19 protein-coding genes are annotated in these 14,755 nt (G+C 75.9%); 14 read left to right on the plus strand and 5 right to left on the minus strand.

The window, feature by feature from the left end; translation table 11 throughout:
- From ASF49_RS09885 to ASF49_RS09915, 7 genes are read left to right on the plus strand one after another with little or no spacing between them, the layout of a single operon-like run.
- Positions 1 to 354, plus strand: coding sequence for a head-tail adaptor protein (locus ASF49_RS09885; RefSeq protein WP_243214536.1), 354 nt, complete (start codon positions 1 to 3; stop codon positions 352 to 354).
- Positions 351 to 785 (plus strand): DUF3168 domain-containing protein, encoded by a 435-nt coding sequence (locus ASF49_RS09890; protein ID WP_056471509.1) that lies wholly within the window; start codon positions 351 to 353, stop codon positions 783 to 785. The genes ASF49_RS09885 and ASF49_RS09890 overlap by 4 nt, the downstream gene beginning before the upstream one ends.
- 25 nt (positions 786 to 810) lie before the next feature.
- Positions 811 to 1,218, plus strand: coding sequence for a phage major tail protein, TP901-1 family (locus tag ASF49_RS09895; RefSeq protein ID WP_056471512.1), 408 nt, complete (start codon positions 811 to 813; stop codon positions 1,216 to 1,218).
- Positions 1,218 to 1,541, plus strand: coding sequence for a GTA-gp10 family protein (locus tag ASF49_RS09900; protein ID WP_056471514.1), 324 nt, complete (start codon positions 1,218 to 1,220; stop codon positions 1,539 to 1,541). The genes ASF49_RS09895 and ASF49_RS09900 overlap by 1 nt, the downstream gene beginning before the upstream one ends.
- On the plus strand, positions 1,538 to 1,756 hold the full coding sequence (locus tag ASF49_RS09905; protein ID WP_056471516.1) for a phage tail assembly chaperone: 219 nt from the start codon (positions 1,538 to 1,540) through the stop codon (positions 1,754 to 1,756). The genes ASF49_RS09900 and ASF49_RS09905 overlap by 4 nt, the downstream gene beginning before the upstream one ends.
- A 15-nt stretch (positions 1,757 to 1,771) precedes the next feature.
- Positions 1,772 to 2,344: a phage tail tape measure protein gene (locus ASF49_RS09910; RefSeq protein ID WP_056471519.1), complete on the plus strand. Its 573-nt coding sequence runs from the start codon at positions 1,772 to 1,774 to the stop codon at positions 2,342 to 2,344.
- 22 nt (positions 2,345 to 2,366) lie between these two features.
- Entirely contained in the window at positions 2,367 to 3,020 is a 654-nt protein-coding gene (locus ASF49_RS09915; protein WP_056471523.1) for a DUF2460 domain-containing protein, read from the plus strand.
- On the opposite strand, the gene ASF49_RS09920 is transcribed toward ASF49_RS09915, so the two are convergent.
- Positions 3,001 to 3,957 carry a pyridoxamine 5'-phosphate oxidase family protein gene (locus ASF49_RS09920; protein ID WP_056471526.1) on the minus strand — a complete coding sequence of 319 codons (957 nt, stop codon included), beginning with the start codon at positions 3,955 to 3,957 and terminating at the stop codon, positions 3,001 to 3,003. The two genes, ASF49_RS09915 and ASF49_RS09920, sit on opposite strands and share 20 nt — an antisense overlap.
- Positions 3,958 to 3,985: 28 nt before the next feature.
- Entirely contained in the window at positions 3,986 to 4,600 is a 615-nt protein-coding gene (locus ASF49_RS09925) for a glutathione S-transferase family protein (protein ID WP_056471528.1), read from the minus strand.
- Between the two features lie 137 nt (positions 4,601 to 4,737).
- Here ASF49_RS09925 and ASF49_RS09930 point away from each other — a divergent pair, with 137 nt between their 5' ends.
- The 3 genes from ASF49_RS09930 to ASF49_RS09940 are packed head-to-tail and all read left to right on the plus strand — an operon-like array spanning position 4,738 to position 7,024.
- Positions 4,738 to 5,646, plus strand: coding sequence for a LysR family transcriptional regulator (locus ASF49_RS09930; RefSeq protein ID WP_056471531.1), 909 nt, complete (start codon positions 4,738 to 4,740; stop codon positions 5,644 to 5,646).
- A gap of 36 nt (positions 5,647 to 5,682) precedes the next feature.
- Positions 5,683 to 6,576, plus strand: coding sequence for a DUF2163 domain-containing protein (locus ASF49_RS09935; RefSeq protein ID WP_056471534.1), 894 nt, complete (start codon positions 5,683 to 5,685; stop codon positions 6,574 to 6,576).
- A 7-nt stretch (positions 6,577 to 6,583) separates the two neighbouring features.
- Positions 6,584 to 7,024 carry an NlpC/P60 family protein gene (locus ASF49_RS09940; protein ID WP_056471537.1) on the plus strand — a complete coding sequence of 147 codons (441 nt, stop codon included), beginning with the start codon at positions 6,584 to 6,586 and terminating at the stop codon, positions 7,022 to 7,024.
- Here the strand turns inward: ASF49_RS09940 and ASF49_RS09945 are convergent.
- Both ASF49_RS09945 and ASF49_RS09950 read right to left on the minus strand, forming a co-directional pair.
- A complete protein-coding gene (locus ASF49_RS09945; protein WP_056471540.1) occupies positions 7,021 to 7,395 on the minus strand; it encodes a helix-turn-helix domain-containing protein in 375 nt (124 codons plus the stop codon). The two genes, ASF49_RS09940 and ASF49_RS09945, sit on opposite strands and share 4 nt — an antisense overlap.
- The gene (locus tag ASF49_RS09950; RefSeq protein WP_082511162.1) at positions 7,392 to 7,697 is read right to left on the minus strand and encodes a type II toxin-antitoxin system RelE family toxin; all 306 of its coding nucleotides are present in this window, start codon (positions 7,695 to 7,697) and stop codon (positions 7,392 to 7,394) included. The genes ASF49_RS09945 and ASF49_RS09950 overlap by 4 nt, the downstream gene beginning before the upstream one ends.
- A gap of 86 nt (positions 7,698 to 7,783) precedes the next feature.
- On the opposite strand from ASF49_RS09950, the gene ASF49_RS09955 reads away from it, so the two are divergent.
- Together ASF49_RS09955 and ASF49_RS24450 are read left to right on the plus strand one after the other, a co-directional pair.
- Positions 7,784 to 11,677, plus strand: coding sequence for a baseplate multidomain protein megatron (locus ASF49_RS09955; RefSeq protein ID WP_056471543.1), 3,894 nt, complete (start codon positions 7,784 to 7,786; stop codon positions 11,675 to 11,677).
- A 42-nt stretch (positions 11,678 to 11,719) separates the two neighbouring features.
- Entirely contained in the window at positions 11,720 to 13,237 is a 1,518-nt protein-coding gene (locus ASF49_RS24450) for a DUF2793 domain-containing protein (RefSeq protein WP_056471546.1), read from the plus strand.
- Between the two features lie 30 nt (positions 13,238 to 13,267).
- Here ASF49_RS24450 and ASF49_RS09965 read toward each other — a convergent pair whose 3' ends face one another.
- A complete protein-coding gene (locus tag ASF49_RS09965) occupies positions 13,268 to 13,471 on the minus strand; it encodes a hypothetical protein (protein ID WP_056471549.1) in 204 nt (67 codons plus the stop codon).
- Positions 13,472 to 13,546: 75 nt separating this feature from the next.
- Between ASF49_RS09965 and ASF49_RS09970 the strand changes: the two genes are divergently transcribed.
- Both ASF49_RS09970 and ASF49_RS09975 read left to right on the plus strand, forming a co-directional pair.
- The gene (locus tag ASF49_RS09970) at positions 13,547 to 14,182 is read left to right on the plus strand and encodes a lysozyme (protein WP_056471552.1); all 636 of its coding nucleotides are present in this window, start codon (positions 13,547 to 13,549) and stop codon (positions 14,180 to 14,182) included.
- Positions 14,183 to 14,233: 51 nt separating this feature from the next.
- Positions 14,234 to 14,734, plus strand: coding sequence for a hypothetical protein (locus ASF49_RS09975; protein WP_056472636.1), 501 nt, complete (start codon positions 14,234 to 14,236; stop codon positions 14,732 to 14,734).
- The last annotated feature ends 21 nt before the right edge of the window (positions 14,735 to 14,755 follow it).

Genomic DNA, 14,755 nt, shown 5'->3' on the forward strand with positions numbered 1-14,755 from the left:
ATGCTCGAGCCCCTGACCCGCGTGCCGATCGGCGCGCGGCGCCGCCGCTTCGTGCTCGAACGTCCCCTGGAGACGCCGGACGGCTTCGGCGGCGTGGTGCGCCGGTTCGAGGCCGGCCCGCTGCTCTGGGGCGCGATCGAGCCCCTGCGCCCGATGGACCGGGTCCGCTTCGGCCGGCCCGAGACGGTCCCGACCCACCGGGTCCGGTTCCGCTTCGGGCCCGAGATCACGGCGGGCATGCGCCTCGCCAGCGGCCCGCGCCGCTTCGCCGTGCGCAGCGCCGGCGATCCGGACGGGCGGCGGCGCGACCTCGTCTGCCAGGTCGAGGAACTCCTCGCCGAGGCCGCCGCATGAGCCTGGCCCCCTCGCCCACCAGCCCGCTGCTGGCCCTGCGCGCCGCCATCCTGACCTACCTCGCCGCCGACGCGACCCTGGCGCGGCTGATGGGCGGGTCCCTGCGCCTCACCGAAGAGCCGCCCCGGGGCAGCGCGCCGGTCTACGCCCTGTTCGGCGACGCCGAGATCCGCGACGATTCCGTCGACGGCGCCCGGCGCCACCGGCACGCCCTCGGCCTGACGGTCTTCGCCCGGCCGGGCGCGATCCGCAGTGCGGTCGATGCCGCCGAGCGCATCGCCGATCTCCTGCACGACGCGCCGCTCGCCCTCTCGGGCCACGCCCTGGTGCGGCTCGACCTGGAGGCGATCGCCGTGCGGCGCGACCCCGCCAGCGGCGAGGCCCGCGCCATCCTGACCCTGCGGGCGGTCACCGAGCGCCTGACCGCCTGATCTCCCCGAACACCGGAGCCCACCCATGGCAGCCCAACGCGGCAAGGACCTGCTCATCCGCATCGCCAACGGCGGCGGATTCCTCGCGGTGGCGGGCCTGCGCGCCCGCCAGATCGCCTTCAACGCCGAGACGGTGGACGTGACGAGCGCCGATTCCGCCGGGCGCTGGCGCGAGCTCCTGGCAGGGGCCGGGGTGCGCCGCGCCGCGCTCTCGGGCTCCGGCGTGTTCCGCGACGAGACCTCCGACCTCCGCCTGCGGCAGGTGTTCTTCGACGGCACCCTGGAGACCTACCAGATCGTGGTGCCGGGCTTCGGCACCCTGGAGGGCCTGTTCCAGATCACCAGCCTCGAATACCGGGGGGATCACGCCGGCGAGGTGACCTTCGACATGGCCCTCGACTCGGCCGGCCCCCTGACCTTCACGGCCGCCTGATGGCCAACCGCAGGCGCGGCGAGGTGGCCCTGGCCCTGGGCGCCGAGCGCTACACCCTCTGCCTCACCCTCGGGGCGCTGGCCGAACTCGAGGCTGCCCTCGGGGCCGCCGATCTCACCGACCTCGCCGCCCGCTTCGGCGACGGGCGGCTGAAGAGCCGCGACCTCATCGCGCTCCTCGGTGCGGCCCTGCGCGGCGGCGGCCACGACCTCGACGACGGCGCCGTCGCGGCCCTGCCGCTCGCCGGCGACCTCGAGGCCATCGCCACGGCGATCGGCGCCGTGCTCGCGGCGGCCTTCGGCGAGGCCTCCGAAAACCCTTGAGCCCCACGGGCGGGACCGCGCCGGAGCCGCCCTCCGCCTTCCCGTGGGACGAGGCGCTGGCGCTGGGCCTCGCGCGCCTGCGCTGGCGCCCGCGCGACTTCTGGCGCGCCACGCCGCGCGAGCTGATGGCCGCCGCCGGCCTGACCGGATCCCGCGCCGCCCTCGACGGGACGGCCCTGCGGGACCTGATCGCCCGCTATCCCGATCCGACCTGACCGAGGGACCCCGCCATGGCCGAGACCGAATCCGACCGCACCAGCGCCGCCCGCGCGCGGCAATTGGAGACCCTGGACAAGCTCGCCCAGCGCTTCGGCCAGAGCCTGTCGAAGGCGCTGAGCCTCAATGTCGGGGCCGGGCGCCAGCTCGACAGCGTGCTCGGCACCCTGGCGACGAAACTCTCCAGCGTGGCGATCAAGGCGGCCCTCAGCCCGGTCAAGGCCGGGATCACCGGGCTGGTGAACGGGCTGATCGGGGCGGGGACGGGCGGCGACACGGCCTTCGCCCGGGGCGGCGTCCTCCAGCAGGGGCGCGTGCGCCCCTTCGCGGCCGGCGGCGTGGTGGCCGCGCCGACCTACTTCCCGATGCGCGACGGCCTCGGCCTGATGGGCGAGGCCGGGCCGGAGGCGATCCTGCCGCTGAAGCGCGGCAGCGACGGGCGCCTCGGCGTCGCGACGGGCGGCCAGGCCTCCGCCCCGGTGACCATCCACATCGCCACGCCCGATCTGGAGAGCTTCCGCCGCTCGGAGGCGCAGGTGGCCGCCGGTCTCGCCCGGGCGGTGGCCCGGGGCCGGCGCGGCCTGTGAGCCGGGAATCAAGGAGCACACCATGGCCAGCGACCGGCCCAGCGACTTCCACGAGGTCCGCTTTCCCCTCGACGTCGCCCTGCGCGGCAGCGGCGGCCCGAGCCGGCTGACCGAGATCGTCACCCTGGCCTCGGGCCGCGAGCACCGCAACAGCCGCTGGGCCGATTCGCGCCGGCGCTACGATGCCGGCTTCGGCATCCGCACCCTCGACGCCCTGCACGCCGTGCTGAGCTTCTTCGAGGAGCGGCGGGGCCGGCTCTACGGCTTCCGCTACCGCGACCGGGTCGATGCCCGGTCCGGCCCGCCCTCGCGGGCCATCGCGGCCACCGACCAGCTCCTCGGCCTCGGCGACGGGACCACCCGGGTGTTCCAGCTCGCCAAGACCTACGGCAGCGGACCGACGCCCTATCGCCGGATCATCGCCAAGCCGGTGGCCGAGAGCGTGCGGGTGGCGGTGAACGGCCTCGCGGTGCCGACCGCCAAGGTCGCCTGCGACGCCGCCACCGGCCGCCTCACCTTCGCGGGCGATGCCGTGCCGGGGGCGGGCTCCCGCGTGACGGCGGGCTTCGACTTCGACGTACCGGTCCGCTTCGACACCGACGACCTCACGATCGACCTGTCGGCCTTCGCCGCGGGGGAGATCCCGCGGGTGCCGCTCATCGAGATCGTGCCGTAGGGCGCGCGAAGCGCAGCGGCCAGGCGCCCGGACGCCGGACCACGCTGCGGGGGGCGAAGCGCCAGAGCCGTTCGGCGCCGGGGAAATCCGCGCGATCGGGGGCATCGAGGACGATCTCGGGCCGCCCGGTCATCTGCACGAGGTCGCCGGTGGCGAAGTCGATGAAGAGCAGCCCGGCGCGCGGGTTGGCCAGCATGTTGCCCAGCGTGTTGAAGAACCGGTTGCCGGAATAATCCGGCACCGTCAGGACCCCGTCGGCGCCGACCCGGACGAAGCCGGCGGGGCCGCCGCGATGCGAGACGTCGACCTGCCGGGTGCCGTCCGGACCGACCGCGTAGCTCGCCACGAACAGCGTCTCCGCGCCCGCCACCAGGGCGCGGGCCTGCGCGTCGAGTCGATCCGACACCTGGGGCGCGGCCGCTGCCGCCGGGACCGGCTCCGGGTCCGTCCGGACCCGGATGTATTGCGGGCAGTTGCCGAAGCTCTGCGCCACGCGGATGGCGAAGCCGTCCGGCCGGTCCCGCGCCACCGAGCCGTTCAGGCGGTTGCGCCGCCGCGTGCCGAGGTCGATCCCCAGGAGGCCGATCGCGGCGCCGTCCGAGAGCCCCGCCTCGGCGGGATCGTCGGGCTCGGGCGCGACCCGGACCCGGAGGTGCCCGGGGTCGGGCGCGTCGAGGAAGCCCGGCGCCCCGGTCCGCACCGTCGCCCAGGCCTCGCCGTCCGGGTCGACCGTGCCCAGGACCACGAAGGGCAGCTGGCCATAGAAGGCGCGGTGCTGGTCGATCAGGTGGTCGCGGATCACGCGGGGGCCGAGCTCGGCCATCCGCTCGGCGACGCCGAGATGCGCCTGGATCGCGACCTCGCCCGGATGCCAGGGCGCGGTGGGGTGAGACGCGGCGCGCGGTTCGGAGAGGGACCGAGATTCTGGGAGGGACATGGGGGTTCTCCTCGGGTCGGGGTGGGGCTCAGGCGGCGCGCAGGCCCGCGCGCGTCTGCGGGAAGGGCACGAAGCCCGGCAGGGCCTCGATGCGGGCGAGCCAGGCGCGGACGGCGCCGTAGGGGGCGAGGTCGACGTTCCCCTCCGGGGCGGCGGCGACATAGCTGTAGAGCGCCACGTCCGCGAGGGTCGGGTGGTCGGCGGCGAGCCAGGCCCGGTCGGCGAGCTCGGCCTCGATGCGCCCGAGGATGACGTGGGCCCGGGCGATGACCTCGGCCGCGTTGAAGGCGGCGCCGAACACGGTGACCAGGCGGGCGGCCGCCGGGCCGAAGGCGATGGGGCCGGCTGCCACCGAGAGCCAGCGCTGCACCCGCGCCGCGCCGGCCGCGTCCTCCGGCAGCCAGTCGGTGCGGCCGAGGCGCTTGGCCAGGTAGACCAGGATGGCATTGGAATCCGGGACGACCGTCTCGCCGTCGACGAGCACCGGCACCTGTCCGAAGGGATTCAGCGCCAGGAAGTCCGGCGCCCTGTGCTCGCCCCGGGCGAGGTCGAGCTCGACGATCTCGCAGGGTTGGCCGACCAGGGACAGGAACAGGCGGGCCCGGTGGGCGTGGCCGGACAGGGCGACGTGGAACAGCTTCATGGGAGATCTCCTCGGGACGGGGCCGGGGCGCCGGCGACATCCGCAGTCAAGACCATCAGCCCCGCGGCGAGAATGCGCTTTCCCCGCAAGCCACCGTTCCGCAGAATGGAACAATCGAAGCCCGGGTGGGAGACGGCATGGATCGGTGGCAGGCGATGCGGGTCTTCGTCCGGGTGGCGGAGAGCGGGGGCTTCGCCGGAGCGGCGCGCCAGCTCCACATGAGCCCGCCGGCCGTGACCCGGGCGGTGGCCGCCCTGGAGGCGCGGATCGGGGCGCGGCTCCTGACCCGGACCACCCGCTCGGTGAGGCTCACCGAGGCGGGCGGGCGCTACCTGGAGGATTGCCGGCGCATCCTGGCCGAGATCGAGGAGGCGGACGCCGCCGCGGCGGGCTCCTACGCGACGCCCTCCGGCACCCTCACCGTGACGGCGCCGGTGCAGTTCGGGCGCCTCTACGTGCTGCCGGTGATCACCGAGTACCTCGCGCGCCACGCCGCCGTCTCGGCGCAGGCCCTGTTCCTCGACCGGGTCGTCAACATGATCGAGGAGGGCGCCGATGCGGGGGTCCGGATCGGTCCCCTCGCGGATTCCGGGCTGGCGGCGATCCGGGTCGGCACCGTGCGCCGGGTGCTCTGCGCCGCGCCGGACTACCTCGACCGGCACGGGACCCCCGCGACGGTGCGGGACCTGCGCGGCCACGCCGTCATCGGCTCGGCGAGCACGGGCCTCGGGGCCGACGGGCGCTTCGGCCCGGGTCCCGGCGGCGCCGTCGCCCTGCGGCCCCGGCTGACCTGCACCACCATCGATTCCGTGCTGGCGGCGGCGCTCGCCGGCCAGGGCATCGCGCAGCTCCTGTCCTACCAGGTCGCCCCGGCCCTGGCGGAGGGGCGCCTGCGCCTCGTCCTCGACGATCCGGAGGCGGCGGCGATGCCGGTCCACGTGGTGAGCCCGGAGGGGCGGCGCGCACCCGCCAAGGTGCGGGCCTTCATCGATCTCGCGGTGGCGCGGCTGCGGGCCGACCCGCGGGTCAATCCGGCCCGCGGCTGAGCCGTCTTCCGAAGATCTCGCCGGGAATTCCAGACCATGCGCGACCTGCCCCCCGACCTCGCCGCGCATCTCGCCGGCGGGGCGACCACGCTCTGCCATTGCTGGGCCCTGACCCGGCGGGACGGCGCCCGCCTCGGCTTCACCGACCACGACCGCGACCTGTCCTTCGGCGGCCTGACCTACGCCGCCCGCTCCGGGCTGGAGGCGGCCGAGGCCAGCGCCGAGCTCGGCTTCGCCATCGGCGGCGGCGAGGTCGCCGGGGCGCTCTCGGCGGCCGGGCTCACCGATGCCGACATCGCCGGCGGGCTCTACGACGCCGCCTCGGTGGAGACCTGGCTGGTGGATTGGAGCCGCCCCGAGACCCGCCTGCTCCTGGAGATCGGCACGGTGGGCGAGGTGCGCCGGGCCGGCAGCGCCTTCGTGGCCGAGTTGCGCGGGCTGATGGACCAGCTCGACGCCGAGCGCGGCCGGACCTATCGCGCCACCTGCGGGGCCGACCTCGGCGATGCCCGCTGCCGCGTGGACCGCGCCGACCCGCGATTCGCCACCACCGGCACGGTGCTGGCGGTGCCGGAGCCCGGCCGCCTCGACGTCAGTCTCGCGGGGACGTTCGCGCCAGGGTGGTTCGCCGGGGGGCGCCTCGCCTGGACCGGCGAGGGCCAGGCCGGGCAGGAGGCCGAGATCCGCGACCAGGCCGGCGCGACGGGGACGATCCGCCTCGACCTCTGGCAGGCACCGCCCCGTCCGGTGGCGCCGGGCGACCGCTTCCGCCTCACGGCGGGCTGCGACAAGCGCCTCGCCACCTGCCGCGAGAAGTTCGCCAACGTGCCGAACTTCCAGGGCTTCCCGCACCTGCCGGGCAACGACTTCGTGCTGCGCCCCGTCCCCGGCTCCGGCCCGGGCCTCGACGGCGGAAGCCTGTTCCGGTGAGGTCCCCATGGAATCGGAAGCACTCGTCACCCTGGCGCGGGCCTGGATCGGCACGCCCTATCGTCACCAGGCCTCCCTGAAGGGCGTCGGCTGCGACTGCCTCGGGCTCCTGCGCGGGGTCTGGCGCGAGGCCCTCGGCCCGGAGCCCGAGGCGGCCCCGCCCTACGCCGCGTCCTGGGCCGAATCCGCCCCGCCCGGCAGCGATCCCCTGGCGGAGGCGGCCGGGCGCCACCTCCTGCCCGTCGACGGTCCGCCATCGGCCGGCGACGTCCTGCTGTTCCGCTTCCGCACCCACCTGCCGGCCCGGCACTGCGCCATCGCCACCGGCGCCGGCACCATGATCCACGCCCATGACGGCGCCGCCGTCACGGAGGTCGCCCTGACGGGCTGGTGGCGGCGCCACCTCGCCCAGGTCTTCCGCTTCCCGGGCGTGGAGGGCGGAGCCTAGCCGACGAGATCGTCGATCGTGACGGACAGAACCTCGGCGATCCGGCGCAGCGTGTCCACGGTGCCCTCGCGCTTGCCGGTCTCGATCTGCGACAGGAAGGGCTGGGCGATCCCGGCGGCCTCCGCCAGGGCACGGGCGGTGAGGCCGCGATGCTCGCGCCAGACCCGGATGCGATTCTCCCCGCCGAGGATGCGCTCCACCATCGCGGAGGGCAGCAACTCCTCCTCGCCGGCCGCGAGCCGGCGGCGGAACTCCTGGACCGCGAGGCGGTCGGCATTGTCCTCGGCCGCCTCGCTCAGGGCGCGGAAATCGGCCTCCGACAGGACGACGAGGCGCTCGCCGGCCGGGGTGACGATGGTCTGGGCGTTCATGGGCGGAGATCCGTTCCGGCAACTTCCGTTCCGACAGGTTCGTCGGGGTCAGTCATAGGCGCTGCCCCGGGGGCAACCCGGATCACGGCGAGGATCTCGCCCTGGTCCGTATAGAGGACGCGCCAGTCGCCGACGCGCAGGCGATAGATCCCGGGCTCGCCCTTGAGGGCCTTCACGTTGTTGGCCTGCGCGGCGGGATCGTCCGCCAGCAGGGCGATCTTGGATCGGATCATCGCCGAGACGTTGGCCGGCATCCGGCTCAGCGTCTTCAGGGCGGCCTTGCTGTAGGCGATCCGTTTCACGTTCAAATGATAGCATATCGCTATATTTCTGCAAGGGCGACCGCCGGCGCACCGCCCGAGCCCTCGTCCCGCTTCCGGAGCCCGCCATGGCCACGCTGATCCTGCAAACCGCCGGGGCGGCGGCCGGCACGGCGCTCGGCGGGCCGATCGGCGGGATCATCGGCAGCGCCCTTGGGGCGGCGGCGGGCTCGGGGATCGACGCGGCGCTGTTCGGCGGGCTCGCCGGCGGGCGCACGGCCGAGGGGCCGCGCCTCTCCGACGTGGCGGGCCTGAGTTCCACCGAGGGCGATCCCATCCCGCGCGTCTACGGCCGGGCGCGCATCGGCGGCACCCTGATCTGGGCGACGCGCCCGCTGGAGGTGGCGAGCACCGCCGCGGCCAGCGCGGCCGGCGGCAAGGGCATCGGCGGCGGCAAGGTCAAGCGCACGACCTACGCCTACTTCGTCGACCTCGCCATCGGCCTGTGCGAGGGCCCGGTGGCAGGCATTCGGCGGGTCTGGGCGGACGGGCGCGAGCTCGACCTGACCACGGTCGCCCTGCGCCTGCACGCCGGCGACGCGGACCAGGCGCCCGACCCGCTCGTCGTCGCCAAGGAGGGGGCGGAGAACGCGCCCGCCTATCGCGGTCTCGCCTACGTGGTGTTCGAGCGCCTGGCGCTCGCCGAGTTCGGCAACCGCATCCCGCAATTCGCCTTCGAGGTGCTGCGCCCCGTCGCGGGGCTGGCCGGGATGATCCGGGCGGTCTGCCTCATCCCCGGCTCCACCGAGTTCGGACTCGACCCCCTGCGCGTCACCGAGGAGGCGGGCTACGGCACGACCCGCCCGGCCAACCGGTTCCAGCTGCAGGCGGGCACCGACGTCGCCGCCTCCCTCGATGCGCTCCAGGCCCTCTGCCCGCGGCTCGCCCGGGTCTCGGTGGTGGCGAGCTGGTTCGGGGACGACCTGCGCGCCGGGCGCTGCACCCTCGCCCCGCGGGTCGACAACGCCGCCAAGGCGACGAGCGGCGACGTCTGGTCGGTGGCGGGCCTGCGCCGCGACCAGGTGGCGGCCGTCTCGACGGCGCCCGGCGGCGGCCCGGCCTATGGCGGCACGCCCTCGGATGCCGGCCTGACCCGCCTCGTGGCCGACCTGCACCGGCGCGGCCTCGCGGTGGTGCTCTACCCCTTCGTGATGATGGACGTGCCGGCCGGCAACGCCCTGCCGGACCCGCGCGACCCGGCCGCCGCCGGCCAGCCGGCCTATCCCTGGCGCGGGCGCATCACCTGCGATCCCGCCCCCGGAGAGCCGGGGAGCCCGGACGGGACCGCGGCGGCCGCGACCCAGGTCGCGGCCTTCCTCGCGCAGTATCGCCCGTTCGTGATGCATTACGCGGCGCTCGCGGCCGCCTGGGCCGCCGCGGGGGTCCCGCTCTCCGGCTTCATCCTCGGCAGCGAGTTCGTCGGCCTCACCCGGATCCGGGCCGAGGCGGGACGCTACCCCGCCGTGGAGGGCTTCCGCAGCCTGGCGACGGCGCTCCGCCGGAGCCTCGGCCCAAGCGTCAAGCTCGTCTACGCCGCCGACTGGACCGAGTACGGCGCCGACGTGCGCGACGGCGGCGCCACGATCCGCTTCCCCCTCGACGCCCTGTTCGCCGACCCCGCCATCGACGCGGTGGGCATCGACTACTACCCGCCCCTGACCGACTGGCGCGACGGGGCCGCCCATGCCGACCTGGCACTGGCCGACTCGATCTACGACCCGGCCTATCTCAAGGGCCGGATCGGGGCCGGCGAGGCCTTCGACTGGTTCTACGCCGGGGAGGCCGACCGGGCGGCGCAGGTCCGCACGCCGATCACCGACGGGCGCTACGCCAAGCCCTGGATCTTCCGGGCCAAGGACCTCGTGGGCTGGTGGGCGAACCCGCACTTGGAGCGGGACGGCGGAATCGAGACCCGGACGACGGCGTGGGTGCCGCGCGGCAAGCCGCTCTGGCTCACCGAGGTCGGGGTGCCGGCGGTGGACAAGGGCACCAACGGCCCCAACGTCTTCCCCGACCCGAAATCCGCCGAGAACGCGCGCCCGCCCGGCTCGCGCGGCACCCGCGACGACCTGATCCAGGCCCGCGGCCTCGCGGCGATCCTGGGGCGGTTCGACCCCGGCCTGCCCGGCTTCGAGCCCGCCCACAACCCGGTCTCGCCCCTCTATGGCGGGCCGATGGTGCCGGCGGACGCGGTCTTCGTCTGGTGCTGGGACGCCCGGCCCTTCCCGGCCTTTCCCGACTTCGATACCGTCTGGGCCGATGCGGGCAACTGGTCCGTGGGCCACTGGATCACCGGGCGGATCGAGGGGCTGGAGCTCGACCGGCTCGTCGCCGCGATCCTGGCCGACCTCGGGATCACCGTGCCGGCCGCCATCACCGCCGACGCGACCCTCGACGGCTACGTCATCGACCGGCCGATGTCGGCCCGGGCGGCCCTGGAGCCCCTGGCGCGGCTCTACGGGCTCGACGTCTCCGCCCAGGCCGGCGCGCTGATCCTGCGCGGGCCGCGCCGGGAGGTGGCGCTCCCCATCGCGGCGGACGACCTCGTGGTCCTGGACGGCGCGGAGGCGCCCCTCGCCCGGGTCCGGGCCGAGGAGGCGGAGCTGCCGCGCTCCCTCGAGATCGGCTTCACCGACGGCGAGACCGCCGAGTACCGCCGGGCGAGCGCCGCCGCGACCCGGCCGACCGGCCGGCGCCGGCGCGAGACCCGGATGGAGGCCGCCGTGGTGACCCGGCGCGCCGCCGCCGAGGCCCTGGCGGAGGCCGCCCTCGACGCCGCCCTCGCGGCCCGCGACACCGCGCGCTTCACCCTGAGCCCGCGCCGGATCGACCTCGGGCCGGGCGACCTCCTCGCCCTGCCGGGGGAGCGCCTGCCGCACCGGATCCTGCGCATCGCCGACAGCCCGCGCGGGCGCGGGATCGAGACGCGGGGCGTCCCCCTCCACGGCCGGGCGCCGCGGCCCGGCGAGCCCGAAGGATCGCGCCCCCGCCGGACGGTGCCGGCCCTGGCCGGGCCGCCCTTCGCGGTCGCCCTCGACCTGCCGGCCGACCGCGGCACCCCGACCGCCCTGCAGGTGCTGGCGGTGACGGCCGAGCCCTGGCCCGGGCCGATGGCGATCTGGCGCGCGGAGGGCGAGGGGGCGCCGCTGGCCCCGCTGGGCTTCGTCGATCATCCCGCCTGCCTCGGCGAGACCCAGGGCGCCCTTCCGCCCGGCCCGCTCTGGCGCTTCGACCGGGGCGCGGCCCTGGTGGTCCGCCTGCGTCGGGCCGGCGATCTCGGCGCCATCGGCGAGGCGGCGGCGCTCGCCGGCGGCAACCTGTTCGCGGTCCGCAGCGCGGCGGACGGGGCGATCGAGCTGATCGCGGCCGCCGGGGTCACGCTGGTGGGTCCGGGCACCTACCGGCTGACGGGGCTCCTGCGCGGCCTCGCCGGCAGCGAGGCGCAGGCCGGGCGGACGGCGCCGGCCGGCAGCCTGATCGTGCGCCTCGACGGGGCGGTGGTGCCCCTAGTCGAGCGCCTCGACGAGGCCGGCCGCCCCTTCCGCTACCGCATCGGCCCGGCGGAGCGCGATCCGGCCGATCCGACCTATGTCGAGCTCCGCGCCACGGCCGGCCTCGCCGCCCTCACCCCCTTGAGCCCCGTCCACCTCCGGGCGCGGCGGGAGACGGGGGGCGTGCGCCTCGCCTGGACGCGCCGGGTCCGGCGCGACGGCGATTCCTGGGACGCCGTCGAGATCCCGCCGGAGGAGCCCGAGGCCTACCGGGTCGCGGTGTTCTCCGCCGGCGGCCTGCGCCTCCGGACCCTGACCGCGACCACGCCGGACCTCCTCTACGCCGCCGCGGACGAGGCGGCGGATTTCGGCACGCCCCAGCGCCGCCTCGACGTCGCGGTGGCGCAGGTCGGCGCCGCGGCCGGCCCCGGCCCGGAGGCCCGGGCGCAGGTGCCGGTGGAGCCCGCCTGAACCGTCGATCCCGCCCATTCCCAGACAGCCCGGAGCCGGCCGATGCCCGAGACCACCCCCAACCTCGCGCTGCCGCTGCTCGCGGCGGGCCAGGCGCAGAAGCACGTCACCCACAACGAGGCGCTGACCGGCCTCGACGCGCTGGTTCAGCTCGCCTGCCGCGACAAGGATCTCGGCGCGCCGCCCGCCGACCCCGCGGAGGGGGACCGCTACCTGGTGCTGAGCCCCTCCCCGACCGGGGCCTGGGCCGGGCTGTCCGGCCAGATCGCCCAATTCCAGGACGGGCGCTGGCGCGGCCTCGTGCCGAAACCCGGCTGGCTCGCCTGGATCCTCGACGAGGACGAGCTCTACGCCTGCACGGCGGCGGGATGGGTCGGGCTCCGCGCCACCCTCGGGCAGCTCCAGAACCTGACGCGCCTCGGCATCGGCACCACGGCGGACGCCGCCAACCCGTTCGCCGCCAAGCTGAACACCGCCCTCTGGACCGCGCTGACCACCGCCGAGGGCGGGACCGGCGACCTGCGCTGCACCCTCAACAAGCAGGCCGCCGGCAACGTCCTCTCCCTGCTGTTCCAGAGCGCCTTCACCGGACGGGCCGAGATCGGGCTCTCGGGCAACGACGACCTGACGATCAAGGTGGCGCCCGATGCCGGCGGCTTCCGGGAAGCCCTGCGCATCGACCGGGCGAGCGGACGGGTCGACCTCAAGGGGCCGATGCCGGCGAACCTCCTCGGGGCGCCCGCCCTGCGCCTGACCCAGGACCTGGCCACGGACGGCAGCCTGCTGGCCGGCGGCCTCACGATGCAGGCCACCGGCGCCGGCCTGTCCTGGACCCTCGCCGGGCTCGCCGGTACGGCTGGCACGGCCGGGGCGACGGCCGGCTTTCCGGGCGGCCTCGCGATCTTCGTCAAGCCGGCGGACGGGACCCGCCCCGGGACCCTGCGCGAGGTGGCGCGCTTCGGACCGGACGGCAATCTCGGCCTCGGCTCCAGTGCCCCCCTGGCGACCCGGCTCGGGGTCGCGGGCATCATCGCCCACACCGCCGACAACACCTGGAGCCTCGGCACGCCGACGCTGCGCGCATCGGTGATCTATGCCGGCACGGGCGCGATCAGCACCTCCGACGCCCGCGAGAAGACGCCGGTCGCGCCGCTCTCCGAGGCCGAGATCGCCGCCGCCCGCGCCCTGGCCGGGGAGATCGGCACCTTCCGGTTCCGCGAGGCCCTGGCGCGGAAGGGGGACGAGGCCCGCCGCCATGTCGGGCTCACCGTCCAGCGGGCGGTGGCGATCCTCGCGGACGAGGGCCTCGATCCCTTCGCCTACGGCTTCGTCTGCCGGGATTCCTGGCCCGCAGTGGCCCCGCGGGAGGCCGTCGCCGCCAGGGACGCCGAGATCGGCGCGGACGGCACCGTGATCGTGCCGGCCGTGGCGGCGCAGGACGCGGCTCCGGGCCGCGAGGCCGGCGAGCGCTACGGCTTCCGCATGGACCAGTTGCTGCTGTTCCTCGCCCGTGGCTTCGAGGCGCGGCTCGCCGCCCTGGAGGCCGCCGCCGGTCCCTGATCCGCGCAGGCCCGGTCAGCGCGGTCCCGGTCAGCGCAGGTACCCCGCCGCCCGCAGGTCGGCCTCGACCGCCTCGCACAGGGCCGCCAGCGGATTGTCGTTCTGGGCGGCGGGCGGTTCGAGCGGGCGCATCGGCGGGAAGGCCGTGTCGGGCGGCTGCAGCGGTGCCTCCCGGGCGACGTCGTCCGCCTCGGATTCGCGTCGCAAGGCAGTCGAGATGAGCTTTCGCAGCATGTCCGCCTCCCCAGGCCGCGGCCGGGTCAAGTGTCGCGCAAGTCTAACCTCCAATCAATCGACCGGAGACAGGGCATGAATCTCAGTGCCATCGGCGAAGCCGTGCTCGTCGCGCGCGAGGGACGGCGCCTCGGCGCCTACCGCGACAGCGTCGGGATCTGGACCATCGGCGTCGGCCACACCTCGGCCGCCGGCCCGCCCCTGGTGACGCCGGGCCTGCGCCTGACCGAGGCGGCCTGCGACGCCCTCTTCCGGCGCGACGTCGCCCGCTACGTCCGGGCCGTGGCCGAGGCGGTGCCCGGCGATCTGCCCGACCACGCCGTCGACGCCCTGGTCTCCCTCTGCTTCAACATCGGCCCGGCGGCCTTCGCGCGCTCCACCGTCGTCCGGCGCCTGAGGGCCGGCGACCGGACCGGCGCCGCCGCCGCGATCCTGATGTGGAACCGCCCCGCCGCGCTGATCCCGCGGCGGGGCGCCGAGCACGACCAGTTCCTGACGCCCTACGACCGGGCCCTGCCCCGGGCGCGCCGGGGGGACGCGAATCCGGTTTCCGTCCCCGGTCCCGCGCAGCCGCCCCTGCCCGCGCCGCGCCGGACGGTGCCGCGCGTATCGGCGCCGCTGCCGACCCGCGCGCCCGGTCCGGCCGCGCCGCGCCCCGGCGTCCTGGAACGCCTGTGGTCGGTCGTCCGCCGCCTGTCCGGCAGCCGCTGAGCGCCCCGCCGCACGGCCGAAGCTTCTGTGTCCCCGCCGATGGAGTTTGTGATGACCCGATTCGTCCCCTGCAGTGCCGCCCTTCTCGCCCTGGCCGCGCCGGCCGCGGCGGCGACCGCCGATGTCAGCCTCGCGTGGGGCGACGCCCTCGCATCCGCCCTCCAGGCGGCCGGGAGCGTGCTGGTGCCCCTGGCCGTCACGGCCCTGACGGCGGCGCTGGCGCGGATCGCCGGCCCCCTGCGCGTCCTCATCACCGCCAGCCTGGTGGAGCGCCTCGTGCGCAACGTGGCCGACTACGCGGTCAACGCGGTCGCCGGCGCGGCGCGCGGCCGGACCCTGACGGTGCCGGTGGGGTCGCTGGTGATCGCGGGTGCGGTCCAGCGCGGCCTCGACGCGGCGCCGGGATGGCTCGTCCGGGCCGCCGGCGGGATCGACGGCCTCGGCGAGAAGGTGTTCCGCAGCCTGCCCCTGGCGGAGGAGGCGACGGTCGCCAACACCCTGACGCCGGCGCTGCGCGCGGCCTGGGCCGAGCGGGCGCGCCATCGCCCCTGACGACCCGCCCTTGCCGGGTTC

This window comes from Methylobacterium sp. Leaf104 (genome assembly GCF_001422885.1).
Taxonomy (GTDB): Bacteria; Pseudomonadota; Alphaproteobacteria; order Rhizobiales; family Beijerinckiaceae; genus Methylobacterium.